21 protein-coding genes are annotated in these 24,259 nt (G+C 56.0%); all 21 read left to right on the forward strand.

The genetic code is table 11. From position 1 onward, the window contains the following. Window positions 1-2 precede the first annotated feature (2 nt). The 21 genes from yidC to BVK86_RS13870 all read left to right on the forward strand — a co-directional run bounded on the left by yidC (window position 3) and on the right by BVK86_RS13870 (window position 24,256). On the forward strand, window positions 3-1,685 hold the full coding sequence (yidC, locus tag BVK86_RS13765; RefSeq protein ID WP_075946947.1) for a membrane protein insertase YidC: 1,683 nt from the start codon (window positions 3-5) through the stop codon (window positions 1,683-1,685). Window positions 1,686-1,764: 79 nt separating this feature from the next. After that, the gene (gene mnmE, locus BVK86_RS13770; RefSeq protein ID WP_075946948.1) at window positions 1,765-3,135 is read left to right on the forward strand and encodes a tRNA uridine-5-carboxymethylaminomethyl(34) synthesis GTPase MnmE; all 1,371 of its coding nucleotides are present in this window, start codon (window positions 1,765-1,767) and stop codon (window positions 3,133-3,135) included. A 551-nt stretch (window positions 3,136-3,686) separates the two neighbouring features. Then, window positions 3,687-5,585 carry a tRNA uridine-5-carboxymethylaminomethyl(34) synthesis enzyme MnmG gene (mnmG, locus tag BVK86_RS13780; protein ID WP_075946949.1) on the forward strand — a complete coding sequence of 633 codons (1,899 nt, stop codon included), beginning with the start codon at window positions 3,687-3,689 and terminating at the stop codon, window positions 5,583-5,585. Next, window positions 5,582-6,226 carry a 16S rRNA (guanine(527)-N(7))-methyltransferase RsmG gene (gene rsmG, locus BVK86_RS13785; RefSeq protein ID WP_075946950.1) on the forward strand — a complete coding sequence of 215 codons (645 nt, stop codon included), beginning with the start codon at window positions 5,582-5,584 and terminating at the stop codon, window positions 6,224-6,226. Before mnmG ends, rsmG begins: the two co-directional genes overlap by 4 nt. Window positions 6,227-6,244: 18 nt before the next feature. Beyond that, window positions 6,245-7,042 carry a ParA family protein gene (locus BVK86_RS13790; protein WP_075946951.1) on the forward strand — a complete coding sequence of 266 codons (798 nt, stop codon included), beginning with the start codon at window positions 6,245-6,247 and terminating at the stop codon, window positions 7,040-7,042. 9 nt (window positions 7,043-7,051) lie between these two features. Further along, window positions 7,052-7,924, forward strand: coding sequence for a ParB/RepB/Spo0J family partition protein (locus tag BVK86_RS13795; protein WP_075946952.1), 873 nt, complete (start codon window positions 7,052-7,054; stop codon window positions 7,922-7,924). 148 nt (window positions 7,925-8,072) lie between these two features. Further along, entirely contained in the window at window positions 8,073-8,480 is a 408-nt protein-coding gene (locus BVK86_RS13800) for a F0F1 ATP synthase subunit I (protein ID WP_075946953.1), read from the forward strand. 16 nt (window positions 8,481-8,496) lie between these two features. After that, complete coding sequence (gene atpB / locus BVK86_RS13805) at window positions 8,497-9,366, forward strand: F0F1 ATP synthase subunit A (RefSeq protein WP_015097443.1); 870 nt, start codon at window positions 8,497-8,499, stop codon at window positions 9,364-9,366. Between the two features lie 133 nt (window positions 9,367-9,499). After that, entirely contained in the window at window positions 9,500-9,757 is a 258-nt protein-coding gene (atpE, locus tag BVK86_RS13810) for a F0F1 ATP synthase subunit C (RefSeq protein WP_003097235.1), read from the forward strand. Between the two features lie 58 nt (window positions 9,758-9,815). Next, window positions 9,816-10,286, forward strand: coding sequence for a F0F1 ATP synthase subunit B (locus BVK86_RS13815; protein ID WP_075946954.1), 471 nt, complete (start codon window positions 9,816-9,818; stop codon window positions 10,284-10,286). A 12-nt stretch (window positions 10,287-10,298) separates the two neighbouring features. Beyond that, entirely contained in the window at window positions 10,299-10,835 is a 537-nt protein-coding gene (locus BVK86_RS13820; RefSeq protein ID WP_060540275.1) for a F0F1 ATP synthase subunit delta, read from the forward strand. A 21-nt stretch (window positions 10,836-10,856) separates the two neighbouring features. Beyond that, entirely contained in the window at window positions 10,857-12,401 is a 1,545-nt protein-coding gene (gene atpA / locus BVK86_RS13825; RefSeq protein ID WP_030132553.1) for a F0F1 ATP synthase subunit alpha, read from the forward strand. A gap of 50 nt (window positions 12,402-12,451) precedes the next feature. Next, window positions 12,452-13,312 carry a F0F1 ATP synthase subunit gamma gene (gene atpG / locus BVK86_RS13830; RefSeq protein WP_075946955.1) on the forward strand — a complete coding sequence of 287 codons (861 nt, stop codon included), beginning with the start codon at window positions 12,452-12,454 and terminating at the stop codon, window positions 13,310-13,312. Window positions 13,313-13,339: 27 nt separating this feature from the next. Next, window positions 13,340-14,719: a F0F1 ATP synthase subunit beta gene (gene atpD, locus BVK86_RS13835; RefSeq protein ID WP_075946956.1), complete on the forward strand. Its 1,380-nt coding sequence runs from the start codon at window positions 13,340-13,342 to the stop codon at window positions 14,717-14,719. Between the two features lie 45 nt (window positions 14,720-14,764). Next, a complete protein-coding gene (locus tag BVK86_RS13840) occupies window positions 14,765-15,190 on the forward strand; it encodes a F0F1 ATP synthase subunit epsilon (RefSeq protein WP_075946957.1) in 426 nt (141 codons plus the stop codon). A 114-nt stretch (window positions 15,191-15,304) separates the two neighbouring features. Next, a complete protein-coding gene (gene glmU, locus BVK86_RS13845) occupies window positions 15,305-16,672 on the forward strand; it encodes a bifunctional UDP-N-acetylglucosamine diphosphorylase/glucosamine-1-phosphate N-acetyltransferase GlmU (protein ID WP_075946958.1) in 1,368 nt (455 codons plus the stop codon). Window positions 16,673-16,873: 201 nt separating this feature from the next. Further along, window positions 16,874-17,653 (forward strand): DeoR/GlpR family DNA-binding transcription regulator, encoded by a 780-nt coding sequence (locus BVK86_RS13850; protein WP_173668871.1) that lies wholly within the window; start codon window positions 16,874-16,876, stop codon window positions 17,651-17,653. Between the two features lies 1 nt (window position 17,654). Continuing rightward, entirely contained in the window at window positions 17,655-19,487 is a 1,833-nt protein-coding gene (glmS, locus tag BVK86_RS13855; protein ID WP_075946960.1) for a glutamine--fructose-6-phosphate transaminase (isomerizing), read from the forward strand. 280 nt (window positions 19,488-19,767) lie between these two features. Continuing rightward, window positions 19,768-20,625: a TnsA endonuclease N-terminal domain-containing protein gene (locus BVK86_RS13860; protein ID WP_075946961.1), complete on the forward strand. Its 858-nt coding sequence runs from the start codon at window positions 19,768-19,770 to the stop codon at window positions 20,623-20,625. Beyond that, window positions 20,622-22,787 carry a Mu transposase C-terminal domain-containing protein gene (locus tag BVK86_RS13865; protein WP_075946962.1) on the forward strand — a complete coding sequence of 722 codons (2,166 nt, stop codon included), beginning with the start codon at window positions 20,622-20,624 and terminating at the stop codon, window positions 22,785-22,787. The genes BVK86_RS13860 and BVK86_RS13865 overlap by 4 nt, the downstream gene beginning before the upstream one ends. Continuing rightward, window positions 22,787-24,256 carry an ATP-binding protein gene (locus BVK86_RS13870; protein ID WP_075946963.1) on the forward strand — a complete coding sequence of 490 codons (1,470 nt, stop codon included), beginning with the start codon at window positions 22,787-22,789 and terminating at the stop codon, window positions 24,254-24,256. Before BVK86_RS13865 ends, BVK86_RS13870 begins: the two co-directional genes overlap by 1 nt. Window positions 24,257-24,259: the final 3 nt, after the last annotated feature.

Here is a 24,259-nt window from a genome sequence, read left to right on the forward strand (position 1 = left end):
TCATGGATATCAAACGCACGATCCTGATCGTCGCCCTGGCAATCGTGTCCTACGTTATGGTTCTTAAATGGAACCAGGACTATGGCCAGGCTGCCCTGCCGACTCAGAATGTTGCTTCCAGTACGACCGCACCGGGCCTCCCCGATACGGCAACTGGCAATAAAGCGTCCGTCAGTGACGACATTCCACACGCCGCAAACGATACCAGCGCCCCTGCCGAAACTCCGGTAGCCGCCAGTACTGATCTCATCCAGATCAAAACGGATGTGCTCGATCTGGCAGTCGACCCACAAGGTGGTGATGTTGCCCAGCTGAAATTGCCGCTGTATCCACGTCGCCAGGACCATCCGGAAATCCCTTTCCAGTTGTTCGATAACGGCAACGAGCGGACTTATCTGGCGCAAAGTGGCCTGATTGGCAGCAACGGCCCGGACGCAAGTCCTGCCGGTCGTCCCGTGTACTCCGCCGAGAAGAAGATTTATCAACTGGCTGACGGTCAGGACCAATTGGTCGTGGACCTGAAGTTCAGCAAAGACGGCGTCAACTACATCAAGCGTTTCACCCTCAAACGCGGCCTGTACGACGTAACCGTTTCCTACCTGATCGACAACCAGAGCGCACAGCCCTGGTCCGGCGCGATGTTCGCGCAACTGAAGCGTGATGCCAGTTCCGATCCTTCTTCCAGCACCGCGACCGGCACAGCCACTTACCTGGGCGCCGCCCTGTGGACAAGTTCCGAGCCGTACAAGAAAGTGTCCATGAAGGACATGGACAAGGCGCAGCTGAAAGAAACCGTTACCGGTGGTTGGGTTGCCTGGTTGCAACACTACTTCGTGACGGCGTGGATTCCGGCGAAGGGCGAAAACAATATCGTCCAGACCCGTAAAGACAGCAAAGGCAACTACATCATCGGCTACACCGGTCCTTCGCTGACCGTTGCACCGGGTGCCAAGGCTGAAACCAGTGCCATTCTGTACGCGGGTCCGAAAAGCCAGGCTGTTCTGAAAGAGTTGTCCCCAGGTCTGGAACTGACAGTGGACTACGGCATTCTGTGGTTCATCGCTCAACCAATCTTCTGGTTGCTGCAACACATTCACGCCATTGTGGGTAACTGGGGCTGGTCGATCATCTTCCTGACCATGCTGATCAAAGGGATTTTCTTCCCGCTGTCGGCTGCCAGCTACAAATCCATGGCGCGCATGCGTGCAGTGGCCCCGAAACTGGCTGCCCTGAAAGAGCAACATGGCGATGACCGGCAGAAAATGTCGCAAGCCATGATGGAGCTGTACAAGAAAGAGAAGATCAATCCGCTGGGTGGTTGCTTGCCAATCCTCGTGCAGATGCCGGTTTTCCTGTCGTTGTACTGGGTTCTGCTGGAAAGCGTTGAAATGCGCCAAGCGCCGTTCATGCTGTGGATTACTGACCTGTCGATCAAGGATCCGTTCTTCATTCTGCCGATCATCATGGGTGCAACCATGTTCATCCAGCAGCAGCTGAACCCGACACCTCCGGATCCGATGCAGGCGAAGGTCATGAAAATGATGCCAATCATCTTCACCTTCTTCTTCCTGTGGTTCCCGGCCGGTCTGGTGCTGTACTGGGTTGTGAACAACGTGCTGTCCATCGCACAACAGTGGTACATCACGCGTAAGATCGAAGCGGCTACCAAAAAAGCCGAGGCGTAATTTACTCTGTGGATAACCACTCAAAACGCCCCCTAGTGGGGCGTTTTGCTATCTGTCACTTTTGTCTGGATACCGGTTTATGAGCGCTTCGCGTGAAACCATCGCCGCCGTCGCCACCGCTCAAGGTCGCGGCGGGGTTGGCATCGTTCGTATTTCCGGGCCGTTGGCGGGAGCTGCTGCCAAAGCCTTCTGCGGTCGCGATCTTAAACCGCGATTCGCTCATTACGGCCCGTTTCTGAGTGAAAACGAAGAGGTGCTGGACCAGGGAATCGCCCTGTATTTTCCGGGACCGAATTCGTTCACGGGTGAAGATGTGCTGGAACTGCAGGGACATGGCGGGCCGATTGTTCTGGATATGCTGCTCCAGCGTTGCCTGGAACTGGGCTGCCGACTGGCCCGACCAGGAGAATTCAGCGAGCGCGCATTCCTCAACGACAAACTCGACCTGGCGCAGGCCGAAGCCATCGCTGACTTGATTGAAGCCAGTTCGGCACAGGCTGCCCGAAATGCCCTGCGTTCTTTGCAAGGCGCATTTTCCACCCGTGTGCATAACCTCACCGAACAACTGATCGGTCTGCGGATTTATGTCGAAGCCGCGATCGACTTCCCGGAAGAGGAAATCGACTTCCTCGCCGATGGCCATGTCTTGACCATGCTCGATAAAGTCCGCGACGAGTTATCCACCGTGATGCGCGAGGCCGGGCAGGGTGCATTGCTACGCGACGGCATGACGGTGGTGATTGCCGGCCGCCCGAACGCCGGCAAATCGAGCTTGCTCAATGCGCTGGCAGGTCGCGAAGCCGCAATCGTGACCGAGATCGCCGGGACTACCCGAGACGTTCTTCGCGAACATATCCACATCGATGGCATGCCACTGCACGTGGTCGACACCGCGGGCTTGCGAGATACCGACGATCATGTGGAAAAGATCGGCGTCGAACGCGCATTGAAAGCCATTGGCGAGGCCGATCGCGTGCTGTTGGTCGTGGACGCCACTGCTCCTGAAGCGCTTGACCCCTTCGCTTTGTGGCCAGAATTCCTCGAAACCCGTCCAGACCCGGCGAAGGTAACGCTGATCCGCAACAAGGCAGATCTGACCGGTGAAGCCATTGCACTGGAGGTCAGCGAGGATGGACATGTCACCATCAGTCTTAGTGCGAAATCCGCCGGCGAAGGGCTGGATCTTCTACGGGATCACCTCAAGGCCTGCATGGGTTATGAACAGACGTCGGAAAGCAGTTTCAGTGCCCGTAGACGGCATCTTGAGGCGTTGGGTCATGCCAGTGCCGCGCTCGAACACGGCCGCGCGCAGCTGACACTGGCGGGTGCTGGCGAGTTGCTCGCCGAAGATTTGCGTCAGGCTCAGCAGTCCCTCGGGGAAATCACCGGCGCGTTCAGTTCCGATGACCTGTTGGGTCGCATCTTTTCCAGTTTCTGCATCGGTAAATAACCCCTTTTGTTGTCCACAGACAGGCCATCCGTGCCTGTCTGTTGTTTCTTTTTCCTGAACATCACCGAGTGCTGAGCGAATTCCTTCTGCTTGAGCGGCGTTTGTGTGTCCGCGTTTTGCCCATCGAGGCAGATTTCTGTGGATTAAGCCCTGTGAATAACCGTCGCTAAGGGCAGTTGATAACAGGGCCTGAAAACTGAAGATAAACCCATCTGTGGATAACAGGTACTTTAATCCACAGGCTTACACCGGTTATCCAAGGGCCTCCCTGGCACATGACCACAGGGTTTTGAACCTCTGTACATATTGAAAATAAAGGCCTGTAGAGATCTATCCACAGAAAGGTCGGTCAGTAGAAATAAACATAAAAACAAAGATTTAATAAATTTCTCTCTTTTTAATTTCTATAACCCGGACTTCTCCACAGCTGGTTAAATTTTGTGCAAAGGGTTCTTTAGGAAGGGCGAAGTCCCTATACTTGTCGACCAGGTCCAAAAACCTGAGCTCAAACTATTCCTGAATTACCTACTTAAGCAGGCACGAGGTGCGTGGTGGATTTCCCTTCCCGTTTTGAAGTGATCGTCATCGGCGGCGGTCATGCCGGTACCGAGGCAGCACTGGCCTCAGCACGTATGGGGGTCAAAACCCTGTTGCTGACGCATAACGTGGAAACCCTCGGCGCCATGAGTTGCAATCCGGCCATCGGCGGGATCGGCAAAAGCCACTTGGTCAAGGAAATCGACGCCCTCGGCGGTGCGATGGCCATGGCTACCGATAAGGGCGGCATCCAGTTTCGCGTATTGAACAGCCGTAAAGGTCCGGCGGTGCGCGCAACCCGTGCGCAGGCAGACCGGGTTCTATACAAGGCCGCTGTCCGCGAAAGCCTGGAAAACCAGCCGAACCTGTGGATATTTCAACAAGCTGCTGATGATCTGATCGTTGAGCAGGAACAAGTCCGTGGTGTTGTCACGCAAATGGGTCTGCGTTTCCTCGCCGACTCCGTGGTGTTGACCACCGGCACGTTCCTCGGTGGACTTATCCACATCGGTTTGCAGAACTTTTCCGGTGGTCGCGCCGGTGATCCACCCTCCATCGCACTGGCTCACCGTCTGCGTGAACTGCCATTACGTGTGGGTCGTTTGAAAACCGGTACGCCGCCGCGTATTGACGCCCGTTCTGTGGATTTCTCGGTGATGACCGAGCAGGCGGGCGATACGCCGATTCCGGTCATGTCGTTCATGGGCTCCAAAGAGCAGCATCCGAGACAAGTGAGCTGCTGGATTACCCACACGAATGCGCGCACCCACGAAATCATTGCCGCGAACCTCGACCGTTCGCCGATGTATTCGGCTGCCGGTGAGATCGAAGGCATCGGCCCGCGTTACTGCCCGTCGATCGAAGACAAGATCCACCGCTTTGCCGACAAGGAAAGCCACCAGGTCTTCATCGAACCGGAGGGTCTGACGACAAACGAGTTGTATCCGAACGGGATATCCACAAGCTTGCCGTTCGACGTGCAATTGCAGATCGTGCAATCGATCCGCGGCATGGAAAACGCGCACATCGTGCGTCCGGGCTACGCCATCGAGTACGACTACTTCGACCCCCGCGACCTGAAATACAGTCTGGAAACCAAAGTCATCGGCGGTCTGTTCTTCGCCGGGCAAATCAACGGCACCACCGGTTACGAAGAAGCCGGCGCCCAGGGTTTGTTGGCCGGTACCAACGCCGCGTTGCGTGCGCAGGGCAAAGACGCCTGGTGTCCGCGTCGCGATGAAGCGTATATCGGGGTGTTGGTTGATGATCTGATTACCTTGGGTACGCAAGAGCCGTACCGGATGTTCACGTCCCGTGCCGAATACCGTTTGATCCTGCGCGAAGATAACGCCGACCTGCGCTTGACCGAAAAAGGTCGCGAACTGGGTCTGGTGGATGACGTGCGTTGGGCGGCTTTCTGCAAAAAACGCGAAAGCATCGAACTGGAAGAACAGCGTCTGAAAAATACTTGGGTACGCCCGGGTACCGAGCAAGGCGATGCGATTTCCGAAAAATTCGGCACACCGCTGACTCACGAATACAACCTGCTCAATCTCTTGAGCCGTCCGGAAATCGACTACGCTGGTCTGATCTCGGTCACTGGCGGTGGCGCAGAAGATCCACAAGTCGCGGAACAGGTGGAAATCAAGACCAAGTACGCCGGCTACATCGATCGTCAACAGGATGAAATCGCTCGTCTACGCGCAAGTGAAGACACGAAATTGCCTGTTGATATCGATTACACCAACATTTCCGGTCTCTCCAAAGAGATCCAGAGCAAGCTCGGTGCGACCCGTCCAGAGACATTGGGCCAGGCGTCGCGCATCCCGGGTGTCACGCCGGCAGCCATTTCGCTGTTGATGATTCATTTGAAAAAACGCGGCGCGGGCCGTCAGTTGGAGCAAAGCGCTTGAGTTCGTTGGTCACTTCGCAACACGCAGAAGAGTTATCCACAGGTGCCCGCCAGCTTGGTGTCACGCTGACAGAATCCCAGCATGCGCAGCTGCTGGGTTACTTGGCCCTGTTGATCAAATGGAACAAGGCCTACAACCTGACTGCCGTGCGTGATCCCGATGAAATGGTCTCTCGGCATTTGCTCGATAGCCTGAGTGTGATGTCGTTCATCGAAAATGGACGCTGGCTGGATGTCGGCAGCGGCGGCGGCATGCCGGGTATTCCGCTGGCCATCCTGTTTCCGGAGTCGCAAGTGACCTGCCTGGACAGCAACGGCAAGAAAACCCGCTTCCTGACCCAGGTCAAACTCGAACTCAAACTGGATAACCTGCAAGTTATCCACAGTCGTGTTGAAGCTTTCCAGCCTGCGCAGCCTTTCAACGGGATCATCTCCCGGGCCTTCAGCAGCATGGAGAACTTCACCAACTGGACTCGCCACTTGGGCGATACCGATACACGCTGGCTGGCAATGAAGGGCGTTCATCCCGCCGATGAGCTGGTAGCATTGCCGGCAGACTTCCACCTCGATAGCGAACACGCCCTGGCCGTACCCGGTTGCCAAGGCCAACGCCATCTGCTGATACTGCGCCGCACGGCATGATTGGGAACACAAGCAAGAATGGCTAAGGTATTCGCGATAGCGAACCAGAAAGGTGGTGTGGGCAAGACCACCACCTGCATCAACCTCGCAGCATCCCTCGTCGCCACCAAGCGCCGGGTGTTGTTGATCGATCTCGATCCACAGGGCAACGCCACCATGGGTAGCGGTGTGGATAAACACGGCCTGGAAAACTCGGTCTACGATCTGTTGATCGGTGAATGCGACCTGGCCCAAGCCATGCACTACTCCGAACATGGTGGTTACCAGTTGTTGCCGGCCAACCGTGACCTGACGGCCGCGGAAGTGGTTCTGCTGGAAATGCAGATGAAGGAAAGCCGTCTGCGCAGTGCGCTGGCGCCGATCCGTGAAAACTACGACTACATTTTGATCGACTGCCCGCCGTCATTGTCGATGCTGACGTTGAACGCACTGGTGGCCGCCGATGGCGTAATTATCCCCATGCAGTGCGAGTACTTTGCACTCGAAGGTCTGAGTGACCTTGTGGATAACATCAAGCGTATCGCTGAGTTGCTGAACCCGAACCTCAAGATCGAGGGCTTGTTGCGGACCATGTACGACCCGCGCCTGAGCCTGATGAACGATGTCTCGGCGCAGCTCAAGGAACATTTCGGCGATCAGCTTTACGACACGGTCATTCCACGCAACATCCGTCTGGCCGAAGCGCCAAGCTACGGCATGCCGGCGTTGGCGTACGACAAAGCATCGCGCGGCGCTGTTGCCTATCTGGCGCTGGCGGGCGAAATGGTTCGTCGTCAGCGCAAAAACTCACGCATTGCCGCCGCTCAGGCAACTTAAGGAATCCCCATGGCCGTCAAGAAACGAGGTCTCGGACGTGGACTGGATGCACTGCTGAGTGGTCCGACCGTCAGCTCGCTGGAAGAACAAGCGGCGCAAGCCGATCACCGTGAGCTGCAACACTTGCCGCTGGACCTGCTCCAGCGCGGCAAATACCAGCCGCGTCGCGATATGGATCCTCAGGCCCTCGAAGAGTTGGCGCTGTCGATCAAGGCCCAGGGCGTGATGCAACCGATCGTGGTTCGTCCAATCGGCGGTGGCCGCTTTGAAATCATTGCCGGTGAGCGCCGCTGGCGCGCCAGTCAGCAGGCCGGGCAGGAAACCATTCCGGCCATGGTCCGCGATGTGCCGGATGAAACCGCCATTGCCATTGCACTGATCGAGAACATTCAGCGCGAAGACCTCAACCCGATCGAGGAAGCGGTGGCGTTGCAGCGTTTGCAGCAGGAATTTCAGCTGACCCAGCAACAAGTGGCCGAAGCTGTGGGCAAGTCGCGGGTGACCGTGGCCAACCTGTTGCGCCTGATCTCGCTGCCGGAAGTCATCAAGACCATGTTGTCCCATGGCGACCTGGAAATGGGGCATGCCCGTGCTTTGCTCGGTCTGCCGGATAATCAACAGGTCGAAGGGGCGCGACATGTTGTCGCACGCGGACTGACTGTGCGCCAAACTGAAGCACTGGTTCGCCAGTGGTTGAGTGGTAAACCTGAGCCTGTGGAACCGGCAAAACCGGACCCGGATATCGCTCGTCTGGAACAGCGCCTGGCCGAGCGCCTAGGCTCTGCGGTGCAGATTCGCCACGGCAAGAAGGGAAAGGGACAGTTGGTGATCGGTTATAACTCACTGGATGAGCTTCAAGGCGTGCTTGCACATATCCGCTGAAACATTTCCTCATGTAGCGCGCAGTCGGAAATCACTACCTGACAGTTGAATAGGGGCAGAACCGCCCCTATACTCTGCGCGCATTTTGTCGGCACAAATTATGCCAAGTTATTGAATTTCGGCAGCCGACCATTGGAGAGCAATAGTGATGGAAACCCGCACGCCAAACCGCTTGCCTTTCCATCGCCTGGCGGTTTTTCCGGTGTTAATGGCTCAGTTCGTTGTCTTGCTCATTGCCGCTTTGGCGCTCTGGCAATGGCACGGAGTCGTTGCCGGATACTCGGGACTTTGCGGAGGCCTGATAGCCTTGCTGCCCAATATTTATTTCGCTCACAGGGCATTTCGGTTTTCCGGCGCCCGAGCAGCCCAGTCCATCGTCCGGTCGTTTTATGCCGGCGAGGCGGGGAAACTGATTTTGACGGCAGTGCTGTTTGCACTGGTGTTTGCAGGTGTGAAGCCACTGGCGCCGATAGCAGTATTCGGTGCCTTCGTGCTGACTCAGTCGGTCAGCTGGTTCGCTCCCCTGCTGATGAGAACAAGACTTTCGAGACCTTAGGGCGTTTGAGGCAACCATGGCAGAAACAACCGCTTCGGGCTATATCCAGCACCACTTGCAGAACCTGACCTTCGGTCAGCACCCTACCGGCGGCTGGGGCTTTGCCCACACCGCAGCAGAAGCCAAAGAAATGGGCTTCTGGGCTTTCCACGTCGATACGCTCGGCTGGTCGGTCGCATTGGGTCTGATCTTCGTTCTTCTTTTCCGCATGGCGGCAAAGAAGGCGACGTCCGGTCAGCCAGGTGCTTTGCAGAACTTCGTTGAAGTTTTGGTCGAATTCGTCGATGGAAGCGTGAAAGACAGCTTCCATGGCCGTAGCCCGGTGATTGCACCGCTGGCACTGACCATCTTCGTCTGGGTGTTCCTGATGAACGCCGTCGACCTGGTACCGGTCGACTGGATTCCTCAGCTGGCCATCCTGATCTCCGGCGATGCACACATCCCGTTCCGCGCCGTGTCGACTACCGACCCGAACGCGACCCTGGGCATGGCGTTCTCGGTTTTCGCACTGATCATTTTCTACAGCATCAAGGTCAAGGGCCTCGGCGGCTTTATCGGCGAGCTGACCCTGCACCCGTTCGGCAGCAAGAACATCTTCGTTCAGGCCCTGCTGATCCCGGTGAACTTCCTGCTGGAATTCGTGACCCTGATCGCCAAGCCGATCTCCCTGGCTCTGCGTCTGTTCGGCAACATGTATGCCGGCGAGCTGGTGTTCATTCTGATTGCTGTGATGTTCGGCAGCGGTCTGCTCTGGCTTAGTGGCCTGGGCGTTGTTCTGCAGTGGGCGTGGGCTGTGTTCCACATCCTGATCATCACCCTGCAGGCGTTCATCTTCATGATGCTGACCATCGTCTACCTGTCGATGGCACACGAAGAAAACCATTAAGGCCAGTCTCGACTAGTCTGATGTCCTTCCCGGTAAAACGGGAAGGGGCTCCTCACGGGGCATCTGAAACGATTTGTTTTACCGCTTTAATCTAAAAAACCTAAACCATACGACGTAAAAGTCGGGAGGAAAGATGGAAACTGTAGTTGGTCTAACCGCTATCGCTGTTGCACTGTTGATCGGCCTGGGCGCACTGGGTACCGCAATTGGTTTCGGCCTGCTGGGCGGCAAGTTCCTGGAAGGCGCAGCGCGTCAGCCAGAAATGGTTCCAATGCTGCAAGTTAAAATGTTCATCGTTGCCGGTCTGCTCGACGCCGTAACCATGATCGGTGTTGGTATCGCTCTGTTCTTCACCTTTGCGAACCCGTTCGTTGGTCAGATCGCTGGCTGATTACTCGGATCTTCCGGGTAATTTGGTGTGATGGACAACGTAACTGCGAGGTGTTGGCGTGAACATTAATGCGACCCTGATTGGCCAGTCCGTTGCGTTCCTGATTTTTGTATTGTTCTGCATGAAGTTCGTATGGCCTCCGGTCATCGCGGCTCTGCACGAACGTCAAAAGAAGATCGCTGATGGTCTGGACGCTGCCAGCCGAGCAGCTCGCGACCTGGAGTTGGCCCAAGAGAAAGCGGGTCATCAACTGCGCGAAGCGAAAGCTCAGGCAGCTGAAATCATCGAGCAAGCCAAGAAACGCGGTACCCAGATTGTCGACGAAGCCCGTGAACAGGCTCGCGTCGAAGCTGACCGTGTGAAGGCTCAGGCTCAGGCCGAGATCGAACAGGAACTGAATAGCGTCAAAGACGCGCTGCGCGCCCAAGTGGGTAGCCTGGCCGTTGGCGGTGCTGCGAAGATCCTGGGTGCCACAATCGATCAAAACGCGCACGCAGAGCTGGTTAACCAACTGGCTGCTGAAATCTAAGCGAGGGCGATCATGGCAGAACTGACCACGTTGGCCCGACCTTACGCTAAGGCGGCCTTCGAGCACGCTCAGGCCCACCAGCAACTGGCCAATTGGTCAGCCATGCTCGGCCTGGCAGCAGCGGTGTCGCAAGACGACACCATGCAGCGCGTGCTCAAGGCCCCGCGACTGACGAGCGCAGAAAAGGCCGCCACGTTCATTGACGTGTGCGGCGACAAGTTTGATGCCAAGGCACAGAACTTCATCAACGTCGTTGCCGAAAACGAACGTCTCCTGCTGTTGCCGGAGATCGCCGCTCTGTTTGACCTGTACAAGGCCGAACAAGAGAAATCGGTAGACGTAGAAGTGACCAGTGCTTTTGCATTGAACCAAGAACAGCAAGACAAACTCGCCAAGGTTCTCAGTGCACGACTCAACCGGGAAGTGCGCCTGCAAGTCGAGGAAGACAAATCCCTTATTGGGGGCGTTGTCATCCGCGCCGGCGACCTGGTTATCGATGGCTCGATTCGCGGCAAAATCGCGAAACTTGCCGAAGCATTGAAATCTTGAGTTTGAAGGGGCAGCAGAGCAATGCAGCAACTCAATCCTTCCGAAATAAGTGAAATTATCAAGGGCCGCATCGACAAGCTCGATGTGACCTCCCAAGCCCGTAACGAAGGCACTGTCGTCAGCGTATCTGACGGTATCGTGCGGATTCACGGTCTGGCCGACGTCATGTACGGCGAGATGATCGAGTTTCCGGGCGGCGTCTTCGGTATGGCACTCAACCTGGAGCAAGACTCCGTAGGTGCCGTTGTATTGGGCGCATACCAGTCTCTGGCTGAAGGCATGAGCGCCAAGTGCACTGGCCGCATCCTGGAAGTTCCGGTTGGTAAGGAACTGCTGGGTCGCGTTGTCGACGCACTGGGTAACCCAGTTGACGGCAAAGGTCCACTGGGCAACACCGAGACCGACGCGGTCGAGAAAGTTGCTCCAGGCGTGATCTGGCGTAAGTCGGTAGACCAGCCTGTACAGACTGGCTACAAGGCTGTCGATGCCATGATTCCTGTCGGCCGTGGTCAGCGTGAGCTGATCATCGGTGACCGTCAGATCGGTAAAACCGCTCTGGCGATCGACGCGATCATCAACCAGAAGAACAGCGGCATTTTCTGCGTATACGTAGCCATCGGTCAGAAGCAATCGACCATCGCCAACGTGGTTCGCAAGCTGGAAGAAAACGGCGCCCTGGCCAACACGATCATCGTGGCTGCCAGTGCTTCGGAATCTCCTGCGCTGCAATTCCTGGCACCGTACTCCGGTTGCACCATGGGTGAATTCTTCCGCGACCGCGGTGAAGACGCGCTGATCGTTTATGACGATCTGTCCAAGCAGGCAGTGGCTTACCGCCAGATTTCCCTGCTGCTGCGCCGTCCACCAGGCCGTGAAGCTTACCCAGGCGACGTGTTCTATCTCCACTCCCGTCTGCTGGAGCGCGCATCCCGCGTTTCGGAAGAATACGTAGAGAAGTTCACCAACGGCGCAGTGACCGGCAAAACCGGTTCCCTGACCGCACTGCCGATCATCGAAACCCAGGCTGGCGACGTTTCCGCGTTCGTTCCGACCAACGTGATTTCCATCACCGACGGTCAGATCTTCCTGGAATCGGCCATGTTCAACTCGGGCATCCGTCCTGCAGTGAACGCCGGTGTTTCGGTATCCCGTGTGGGTGGTGCCGCTCAGACCAAGATCATCAAGAAGCTGTCCGGTGGTATCCGTACCGCTCTGGCTCAGTACCGTGAACTGGCGGCATTCGCCCAGTTCGCTTCTGACCTGGACGAAGCGACCCGTAAGCAACTTGAGCATGGTCAGCGCGTTACCGAGCTGATGAAGCAGAAGCAATACGCACCAATGTCGATCGCTGACATGGCGCTGTCGCTGTATGCCGCTGAGCGTGGGTTCCTGACTGACGTTGAAATCGCCAAAATCGGCAGCTTCGAGCAAGCGCTGATTGCTTTCTTCAACCGCGATCACGCCGATTTGATGGCGAAGATCAACGTGAAAGGTGACTTCAATGACGAAATCGACGCTGGCATGAAAGCCGGTATCGAGAAGTTCAAGGCCACCCAAACCTGGTAAGCCGCAGCGGGAGCCGCAAGGCTCCCGCTTGCTAACCTGATAGGTGTTACATGGCAGGCGCAAAAGAGATTCGCAGTAAGATTGCGAGCATCAAAAGCACGCAAAAGATTACCAGCGCCATGGAAAAAGTGGCGGTCAGCAAAATGCGCAAGGCACAAATGCGCATGGCTGCTAGCCGTCCTTATGCGGAGCGTATCCGCCAGGTAATTGGGCATCTGGCCAACGCCAACCCGGAATACCGCCACCCGTTCATGATCGACCGCGAAATCAAGCGTGTTGGTTATGTCGTAGTGAGCAGTGACCGTGGTCTGTGCGGCGGCTTGAACACCAACCTGTTCAAGGCCCTGGTCAAGGACATGGCGGTAAACCGCGAAAACGGCGTCGAGATCGATCTGTGTGTCGTTGGTAGCAAGGGTGCGGCCTTTTTCCGCAACTTCGGCGGTAACGTCGTTGCAGCTATCAGCCACCTGGGTGAAGAGCCGTCGATCAATGATCTGATCGGCAGCGTCAAGGTGATGCTGGATGCCTACCTGGACGGCCGTATTGACCGCCTGTCCGTGGTGTCCAACAAGTTCATCAACACCATGACGCAACAGCCTACCGTGGAGCAGTTGATTCCACTGGTGGCTACCCCGGATCAAGAACTCAAGCACCACTGGGACTATCTCTACGAACCGGATGCCAAAGAGCTGCTTGACGGCTTGATGGTCCGCTACGTTGAGTCGCAGGTCTACCAGGCGGTGGTCGAGAACAACGCGGCTGAACAAGCTGCGCGGATGATCGCGATGAAGAACGCTACCGACAACGCCGGTGATTTGATCAGCGAATTGCAGCTGGTCTACAACAAGGCGCGTCAGGCTGCGATCACCCAAGAGATCTCGGAAATCGTCGGCGGCGCTGCCGCGGTTTAACGGTTCAAATATTCAGAGGATCCAGCTATGAGTAGCGGACGTATCGTTCAAATCATCGGCGCCGTTATCGACGTGGAATTTCCACGCGACAGCGTACCGAGCATCTACAACGCGCTGAAAGTAGTGAGCGCGGCTGAAACCACCCTGGAAGTTCAGCAGCAGCTGGGCGACGGCGTGGTTCGTACCATTGCGATGGGTTCCACCGAAGGCTTGAAGCGCGGTCTGGAAGTTACCGACTCTGGCGCAGCCATCTCCGTACCGGTTGGTAAAGCAACCCTGGGCCGGATCATGGACGTTCTGGGCAACCCGATCGACGAAGCTGGCCCTATCGCCACTGAAGAGCGTTGGGGTATTCACCGTCCAGCGCCTTCGTTCGCTGAACAGGCAGGCGGCAACGACCTGCTGGAAACCGGCATCAAGGTTATCGACCTGGTTTGCCCGTTCGCCAAAGGCGGTAAAGTCGGTCTGTTCGGTGGTGCCGGTGTAGGCAAAACCGTAAACATGATGGAACTGATCCGTAACATCGCCATCGAGCACAGCGGTTATTCCGTGTTCGCCGGTGTGGGTGAGCGTACTCGTGAGGGTAACGACTTCTACCACGAGATGAAGGACTCCAACGTTCTGGACAAAGTGGCACTGGTTTACGGTCAGATGAACGAGCCGCCGGGTAACCGTCTGCGCGTAGCTCTGACTGGCCTGACCATGGCCGAGAAGTTCCGTGACGAAGGTAACGACGTTCTGCTGTTCGTCGACAACATCTATCGTTACACCCTGGCCGGTACTGAAGTATCCGCACTGCTGGGCCGTATGCCTTCCGCAGTAGGTTACCAGCCGACCCTGGCTGAAGAGATGGGCGTTCTGCAAGAACGTATCACTTCGACCAAGGAAGGTTCGATCACTTCGATCCAAGCGGTATACGTACCTGCGGACGACTTGACCGACCCGTCGCCAGCGACCACCTTCGCCCACTTGGACGCTACCGTCGTTCTGTCCCGTGACATCGCTTCCCTGGGTATCTACCCAGCGGTCGATCCACTCGACTCGACTTCGCGCCAGCTGGACCCGAACGTAATCGGCCAGGACCACTACGACACCGCTCGCGGCGTTCAGTACGTTCTGCAGCGTTACAAAGAACTGAAGGACATCATCGCGATCCTGGGTATGGACGAGCTGTCGGAAGCCGACAAGCAGTTGGTAAACCGCGCTCGTAAGATCCAGCGTTTCTTGTCGCAGCCGTTCTTCGTGGCTGAAGTCTTCACCGGTGCATCGGGTAAATACGTTTCCCTGAAAGACACCATTGCTGGCTTCAAAGGCATCCTCAACGGTGACTACGACCACCTGCCAGAACAAGCGTTCTACATGGTTGGCGGCATCGAAGAAGCGATCGAGAAAGCCAAGAAACTGTAATCCCGGCGCCCGGCAACGGGCGCTAATTTAGGTTGAGGCAATCAGATGGCTATGACAGTCCATTGCGATATCGTCAGCGCGGAAGGAGAAATCTTTTCCGGTCTGGTCGAGATGGTGATTGCGCACGGTGCACTGGGTGATCTTGGTATCGCTCTGGGTCACGCGCCGCTGATCACTAATCTGAAGCCAGGTCCCATCCGCCTGGTCAAGCAGGGCGGGGAAGAGGAGGTGTATTACATCTCCGGTGGTTTCCTCGAGGTTCAGCCGAACATGGTCAAGGTTCTTGCCGACACCGTGCAACGTGCTGCCGACCTGGATGAAGCCTCCGCTCAGGAAGCCGTTAAGGCAGCCGAGAAGGCCTTGCATGAACGTGGCGCAGAATTCGATTACGGTTCTGCTTCCGCACGTCTGGCCGAGGCTGCAGCTCAGCTGCGCACCGTCCAGCAGATCCGCAAGAAGTTCGGCCACTAAGGTTGCGCTTGTTGTGTGATTGATTAAAAAGGGTAGCCTCGGCTACCCTTTTTTCTTTTCCGACGTTCACCACGATGGTCGCAGTCGCTGACCACCCAGGATTGGTAGCCAGTCATGTCTCTTGAAATCGTTATTCTTGCTGCTGGCCAGGGCACGCGTATGCGTTCGGCCTTGCCGAAAGTTTTACACCCGATTGCCGGCAACTCGATGCTCGGCCATGTTATCCACAGCGCGCGACAACTTGATCCACAGCGCATTCACGTGGTGATCGGCCATGGAGCCGATGCAGTGCGTGAACGCTTGGCCGCTGAGGATCTGAATTTCGTCCTTCAGGACAAACAACTGGGGACCGGCCATGCCGTGGCCCAGGCAGTGCCATTCATTGAAGCGGACACCGTGCTGGTTCTTTACGGTGATGTGCCGTTGATTGAAGTCGAAACCCTGCAGCGCTTGCTCAAGCTTGTGGCGCCAGGACAGATGGGCCTGCTCACCGTCGAACTGGACGACGCGACCGGATACGGCCGAATCGTTCGTGGCACTGACGGCAAGGTCGCTGCCATTGTCGAACACAAGGACGCCACCGAAGCTCAACGCGCCATCAACGAAGGCAACACCGGCATCCTTGCGGTTCCAGCGGATCGTTTGGCCGACTGGACGGGGCGTCTGTCGAACAACAACGTCCAGGGCGAGTATTACCTGACTGACGTAATCGAAATGGCGGTCAAGGACGGTCTGGTCGTGGCCACCGAGCAACCTCACGACGCGATGGAAGTGCAGGGCGCCAATGACCGCAAGCAGCTTTCCGAGCTTGAACGTCACTACCAACTGCGTGCCGGTCGGCGTTTGATGGCCCAAGGCGTGACCTTGCGCGACCCTGCGCGTTTCGATGTTCGCGGCGAAGTGACTGTGGGTCGGGATGTGCTGATCGACATCAACGTAATCCTCGAAGGCAAAGTGGTCATCGAAGACGACGTGGAGATTGGCCCGAACTGCGTCATCAAGGACAGCACCCTGCACAAAGGTGTGGTGATCAAAGCGAACAGCCATATCGAAGGTGCGATTCTCGGTGAAGGCAGCGACGCCGGTCCATTCGCGCGTTTGCGCCCGGGCACGGTGCTGGAAGCACGGGCCCATGTGGGTAACTTCGTCGAACTGAAAAATGCGCACCTGGGCGAAGGTGCCAAGGCTGGACATCTGGCTTATCTGGGCGATGCCGAGATCGGCGCCCGCACCAACATCGGTGCCGGCACCATCACCTGCAACTACGATGGCGCCAACAAGTGGAAAACCGTGTTGGGCGAAGATGTGTTCATCGGTTCCAACAACTCATTGGTCGCGCCTGTGGATATCCTCGATGGTGCGACCACGGCGGCGGGATCGACAATTACCTCGACTGTGGACAAATCCCAATTGGCAGTAGGGCGTGCTCGTCAGAAGAACATCGACGGTTGGAAGCGGCCGGAGAAGATCAAGAAGAGCTGAGTTATCCACAGCGCTTTAGAACTGAAAGATCGCAGCGTTCGGCAGCTCCAGCACGGTGGATTAAATCTCCATGCACGAGTTGCCTTAGGCTGCGATCTTTTTTGTGGGTTATCCACAGAGATTTTTGTCGAGCCGCGCTTGACGAAGGTTCACCAATAGGTTTTGATTGCTTCCGTTATCTTTCGAATCGAAACTTACCAGATCATGTCAAAGCGCAACACACCCCAACGCCGTCATAACATTCTTGCCTTGCTCAATGAACAGGGCGAAGTGAGCGTGGACGAGTTGGCCAAGCGCTTCGAAACTTCTGAAGTTACGATTCGCAAGGACTTGGCTGCACTGGAAAGCAATGGGCTGTTGCTGCGTCGTTATGGCGGCGCAATCACTATGCCCCAGGAACTGGTGGCCGACATCGGTTTGCCGGTTTCCAAGTACAAACAGGCGATTGCCCGCGCCGCAGTGACGCGAATCCGCGAACATGCGCGCATCATCATCGACAGCGGCAGCACGACGGCGGCGATGATTCCGGAACTCGGTCAGCAACCGGGTCTGGTGGTCATGACCAACTCCCTGCATGTCGCCAACGCGCTCAGTGAACTTGAACACGAGCCGGTGTTGTTGATGACAGGCGGCACCTGGGATCCGCATTCCGAGTCCTTTCAGGGGCAGGTTGCGGAGCAGGTACTACGCTCTTACGACTTTGATCAATTGTTCATCGGTGCCGATGGCATCGATCTGGTTCGCGGTACCACCACCTTCAACGAATTGCTTGGGCTGAGCCGGGTCATGGCTGAAGTCGCCCGCGAAGTAGTCGTGATGGTGGAGGCCGACAAAATCGGCCGCAAGATTCCCAACCTGGAACTGCCCTGGAGCAGCGTCCATACCCTTATTACCGATGATCGCCTGCCACTTGAGGCACGCAATCAGATTCAGGCCCGCGGTATCACTTTGATTTGCGCGGCTGTCAGTCAGGAGAAATAGCATGTGTGGAATTGTTGGCGCAGTCGCAGAACGTAACATCACCGCCATCCTGGTCGAGGGCCTGAAGCGTCTGGAATACCGTGGGTATGACAGCGCCGGCGTGGCGGTCTACACCAATGACGAGAAGCTTGAGCGCCTGCGCCGTCCGGGCAAGGTCAGCGAACTGGAACAGGCATTGGTCGAAAGTTCGCTGGTGGGGCGCCTGGGGATTGCCCATACCCGCTGGGCTACACACGGCGCGCCGTGCGAGCGCAATGCTCACCCGCATTTTTCCGGTGATCTGGCGGTGGTGCACAACGGCATTATCGAAAACCACGAAGCCCTGCGCGCGCAACTTACAGGTTTGGGTTACGTGTTCACTTCTGACACTGACACCGAAGTGATCGCGCACCTGCTGAACCACAAGCTCAAGGACCTGCGCGACCTGACCGTAGCCCTCAAGGCGACCGTCAAAGAACTGCATGGCGCTTATGGCCTGTCGGTCATCAGTGCTCAGCAGCCGGATCGTCTGGTTGCGGCTCGCAGCGGTAGCCCGCTGGTGATTGGCCTGGGCCTTGGGGAAAACTTCCTCGCTTCCGATCAGTTGGCCCTGCGCCAGGTTACCGATCGCTTCATGTACCTGGAAGAGGGCGATATCGCCGAGATCCGTCGTGACAGCGTGCAGATCTGGGACGTGACCGGCCAAGCGGTCGAGCGCCAGACCGTGCAATACAGCGACGGTGCCGAGGCAGCCGACAAAGGCGAGTTCCGTCACTACATGCTCAAGGAAATCCACGAACAACCGTCCGTGGTGCAGCGCACCCTGGAAGGTCGACTGAGCCAGAACCAAGTGCTGGTTCAGGCGTTCGGCCCGCAAGCGGCCGAGTTGTTCGCCAAAGTACGCAACGTGCAAATCGTCGCCTGTGGCACCAGTTATCACGCCGGCATGGTTGCCCGTTACTGGCTCGAAGAGTTGGCCGGTATCCCGTGCCAGGTCGAAGTCGCCAGCGAGTTCCGCTATCGCAAAGTCGTGGTGCAGCCAGACACGCTGTTCGTCACCATCTCCCAATCCGGTGAAACCGCCGACACCCTTGCAGCGCTGCGCAATGCCAAAGAGCTGGGATTCCTTGCCAGCCTGGCGATCTGCAACGTCGGCATCAGCTCGCTGGTGCGCGAATCCGACCTGACCCTGCTGACCCAGGCCGGTCGCGAAATCGGCGTGGCATCGACCAAAGCGTTCACCACGCAATTGGTTGGCCTGTTGTTGCTGACCCTGTCGTTGGGTCAGGTTCGCGGCACGTTGGCGGCGGGCGTCGAAGCGACCCTGGTCGAAGAGCTGCGTCGCTTGCCGACTCGCCTCGGAGAGGCACTGGCGATGGACGCCACCGTGGAGAAAATCGCCGAACTGTTCGCCGAGAAGAACCACACGCTGTTCCTTGGCCGTGGTGCGCAATTCCCGGTGGCGATGGAAGGGGCGCTCAAGCTTAAGGAAATCTCCTACATCCATGCCGAAGCGTACCCGGCGGGCGAGCTGAAACATGGCCCGCTGGCGCTTGTGGATAACGATATGCCGGTGGTGACGGTCGCACCGAACAACGAACTGCTGGAAAAGCTGAAGTCCAACCTTCAGGAAGTTCGCGCCCGTGGTGGCGAGCTGATCGTCTTCGCTGACGAGAAGGCCGGCATGACCAACGGTGAAGGCACCCACGTGGTGCAGATGCCGCATATCCACGACATCCTGTCGCCGATCCTCTACACCATCCCCCTGCAGTTGTTGTCGTACTACGTGGCCGTGCTGAAAGGCACCGACGTTGACCAGCCACGCAATCTGGCGAAATCGGTGACTGTGGAATAAGTTATCCACAGCTGATCAAACTTTTGGCTTCTAACAATAAAGATTGACACAAAACAATAAAGGTTGACACGACACAACATAGATTGACACAAAGCCTAAACCCCCGTATTTACGGGGGTTTCCATTTCTGGGCTGAGCCATCGGTCTAGATTCTCCGTTTCGTTTCGCTCCGGGAGTAGGCTAGAAAGCGCTATACCATCGGCAGATGGTGAGCGAATTTTTCCTATAACTATTTTTTCAGGGCGAGGAGAGGCGGTCACGGCGGACGAAGGAGGAAGCATTGCGCGGTCGTAGGTTTTCGTCAGAGATAGACATTCAAAGGCACATTACGAATGGATTCGGTAGCGGAGCTGGTGCCAGTTATCTGCCGTGGCTGCGCGTCCAAGATGTGCCTTCCAGAGGACGCTCCCACAAGATCCAAGGTGTGAAGATCGATCGCCTCCATCACCTCTTTTCTGACCTAGAACGCGCCTATTTTTTGGTATGTGAGTTTTCGGAAAATGTTGTGGATATACGCGAGCAGTATCCATTGCTGCCGCGAGAAAGTGCTCAAGCAATCGCTAGCTCTATCGGAGTGCGATACCCCAAGTATCCGAAGACAGTGCTTCCTTACGTTATGACCACGGATTTTTTATTAACAATAAAAAAGTCCGATGGCAGCTTTAAATCCGTAGCCCGAACAATCAAATACCGCAGCGACCTCGAAGGCAAACAAGCCAGGAGAACGTTGGAAAAACTTGAGATCGAAAAACGCTTCTGGGCTGGTCAACACGTCGATTGGGCCATTGTCACTGAAGAAATGTTCAGTCCCGATTTGATCAAGAATTTAGGCTTGCTCAGGAAGTTTGCTCAGCTGCCGCGCGCCTTGGCTGAGCCCTCATTACATTCCGATTTTCTGGAGCACTTAACTAGCTGCCGTCCGTACCCGTGGAGTACGGCTGAAAGTCTGCGAAAGATTGCCGCACGTTTATTTATCTCCTATCAAGATTGTCGAGCTTTATATCATCACCTGATATGGGCCAAGTCGATCAAGGTAGATTTGGTTGGTACTCCCATTCAAATGACTGCACCACTACCAACCTTTGAAATTATCGAAAGCCCAATAAAAATTTCACTGGCGGCGGAGGGCTTATCATGAAAGTCCAGGTCAATGATATTTTTGAACCGGTCACTGAGTTTTCCGTCGTGCCTGGCATCGTTAGGGTCTTGTATCTCAATGAGCGATACGATGCGGTAGTTTTGATCCAATTAACGGACCCGCCACGCCAACCGATTGGTTTGGGCTTGGAAGAGCTTCGCGGCTCCGTCATAGCAGGCGATACGAAGTCAGCCAAGATTGTTACGCCTGAGTTTCTCTTAGTGCTAGAGGATGACTTGGATGAGAAAAAGAAGCGGGAAAGGGATGAAAAGTGGAACATCATCGCGCCCCTGATCGACTCAGATTACCCAGGTCAGATATTTGCTTCCGGTGAGATGGGGCGAATGGTGGGCTGTAGAGCTGTTGAGCTTGGCATGCAGCGCAAGAGTATCTATCGACTTCTGTACCGTTACTGGATCAATGGCCAGGTTCGAAATGCGCTCTTGAAAAACTACGCGGGCGTCGGAGTTCCTGAGCGTAAGTATGATCCCGCAAAACCGCCCGGCAGAAAACCACGATACCAAGGTATTGCCGTTTCGCCGACCAAGCTTATTGATGCCGTGGATAAGCGCTGTATCCGTGTCGGTTACTCGTTATTCGTAGGGGATAAGACTTCTACGATAACCAGCGCCTATGTCGAGATGCTTAGAAGGTTCTACACAGCGAAAGACCTTTCGAAAAATCCAGAATCGGGTGGTCGCCTCCTACCCGATTCGGAAATTCCTTCCTTCAGGCAGTTCGATTATTGGGGAAAGCAATATTTCGACGAAGTTGAAACTGAACGCGGGCGTAAGGGAATGCGGAAGTGGCTAAAAGATTGCCGCCCCCTTTCTGGAACCGTGCGTGACTGGCTTCGTGGCCCCTGCCATCAGTTTGAGATCGATGCCACCATTGCTGACATTTATCTCGTGAACGGCTACTCCAGGCGGATGCTCATTGGACGGCCGGTGGTGTACGTCGTCATCGATAGCTTCTCCGGCATGATCGTCGGTCTCTACATCGGGTTGGAGGGGCCGAGCTGGAACGGAGCCAGGCAAGCGCTGTTCAACGCTTTCACTTCGAAGGTTCAGTTTTGCGCTACCAACGGGGTCACAATCGATCCCGAAGAATGGGCCTGTCACCACCTCCCGCATCACATCTACGCTGATCGAGGCGAGATGTTGGGGAAAGCAGCTGAAGGTCTTGCCACTGGCCTGAATATCGAGCTGGGAATCGCTCCGCCTTACCGGCCGGACTGGAAGTCGATGGTGGAGAGTCGGTTCGGTATCCTGAACGATTTGACGGGCATCAGGTGGCTACCAGGTGGCGTAGCGGCCAGGGAGAAGGAGCGTGGCGAGCGAGATTACCGACTCGACGCGACGCTGAGCATGAAAGAGTTCACTAAGATCATCATCCAGTGTGTCCTTCACTATAACCGCTTCAACCGGCAGCCCGACAGGCTCACTCAAGAGATGATGAACGACGGTGTCGATCCGACGCCGGTAGGTATTTGGACTTGGGCGATGGAAAATGGCCACGTCGAACCGAACAATCATCCCGATGAGCTGGTCTATCTCCATTTGCTTCCGCGCGAGCAAGCAACGGTGCAAAAGGGTGGTGTGCTATTCCGAGGGATGCATTATGTCTGTGATGTAGCGATCGAGAACAACTGGTTTGCGAAAGCCCGTAGCCGCGGGGTTTGGTCTATAGAGTGTTGGTATGACCCAAATTCCGCGGCACATATTTGGATCCGGGGCGACAACAAACAGTTCATCCGTTGCGATTTGCGTAAGTCCGATCACAAGTATGCTGATTATCGATCCGATGAAATTTTCGACCTGCTCGAAGCTTACCGCCAGGCTCCACCGGCTCATAAACGCGCTGAGTTGGAGAGTCGGATTTCGCTTCTAGAAGAGGTTAATCAAATCGTCAGTGGTGCGATGGCTGAGCGAAAAGAAGAGCCAGCCCCTGCGACCAAGGCCGAGATGATTGGAAATATTCGTGAGAACCGCGCTGTTGAACGCCTCAAGGAGCGGGAGACCGCCCATGTGCCAGAGGGTGTGAGGATTGACCCGCCTGGGCAGAAGGCAGAGACCGCCCCAGAACGCTCGGAGAACTTTGCCGGCCCTCGCAGCGCTCAGGTCATCGATATGCTCAAACGACTCCGCCCAGGACAAAACTAATGAAAGGCGCCCAAGTTTTCGCAAGCTACACCAAGCAGGCGATAGCGGACTACGCGGGAAATCCGCTCATCGAAGCGCTGCCACCTATCTTCTCAGAAGAGGTAGCAATCCAACTGATCTCGAATTTTCCTCGTCCTGTTGATCCAGAAGAGCTCGCCCTTGACCGTTCGACTCGGATCCACTGTATCGACCGGTTGAGGACGGTGGTTCAGCCTCTGATTGTCCACATGGATCTGGAGTCCGTATTTTCATTGCTGGTCCGACGAGGGTACGTCGGACGCAACCCGACTTCTCCAGACACTGTCAGACATCTACACTCGCTTTCGGGTGCACAGCGCTACCACGATGGATTCAAGTCCACTGCCGAAACGTTCAGTCTGGTTGGCCTTAGTGGCATTGGGAAGTCCACCGCCCTCGAAGCCATTTTGAGTCTCTACCCTCAAACGATCCGACACGAGCGTTATGAAGGAAAGCAGTTCGTTCATACCCAGATCACCTGGCTCAAGCTTGACTGCCCCCGAGATGGGTCGCTGGCAGGCTTCTGTCAGCAATTCTTCTATGCGGTCGGGCGAGCGTTAGGTGATGAGGATTACTACAAGCGGCATCGGGCTCGGAACATCAATGACTCGTTGCAACAAATGGAGCAGGTTGCGAGTACATTTTTCATCGGAGCTCTGTTGATCGACGAACTACAGAACCTGCACCTGGCGAAAACTGGGGGCAAGGACAACATGCTGAATTTCTTCCTCCATCTAGTGAACAACATCGGCATTCCCGTGGTGTTCATCGGGACAAATTCGATGATTAGCCTATTTTCGGACGTCATGCGCAACGCACGGCGTTGCTGCGGCGTCGGGGTACTCGAATTTAAACGCTTTGAGAAGGACGATGACGAGTGGCGAATGCTCGTTGAAAACCTGTGGAGCTATCAGTGGTACCAGCAGCCGGTCGAACTGACCGAGGATGTGTTTGATGCGCTGTATGAGCATACACAAGGCGTCACCGATTTTTTGGTGAAGCTTTTGGTGCTCAGTCAGAGGTATGCGATCCAGAGTGGTTCGGAATGCGTTACCGCCGAGACAATCGCGTTGGTGAGCAACACCAAGATGCAAATATTGAAGCCAGCTTTGTCCGCCCTGCGAAGCCGAGATCCGAAACGGATGCGGCAGTTCGACGATTTGCTTCCGATTGAAGATCAACTAAGCGACATGATGGCGTTCGATGGTTTGGCTCGGCCGGAGCGACTGGCGTTGCTGCGCAGTGTCATCAGTCGCAGCGACAATAGTGCGCCAAAACCTAATGTGGCGCCCGTTAACCCAGTCAAATCGCAGTCGCCTGCGGCGGTAGCGGTTGAGACGTCAGAGGCACATGTGCTAAGTGAAAGTGAAGACTCCATTGAGGCGTTGAAGAGCGCCGGTTGGATAAACAGAGATCTATTTGAGTTCTCTCCGTTGTATCGGAAGGGGTGAATA

The organism is Pseudomonas reinekei (assembly GCF_001945365.1).
Lineage (GTDB): Bacteria > Pseudomonadota > Gammaproteobacteria > Pseudomonadales > Pseudomonadaceae > Aquipseudomonas > Aquipseudomonas reinekei.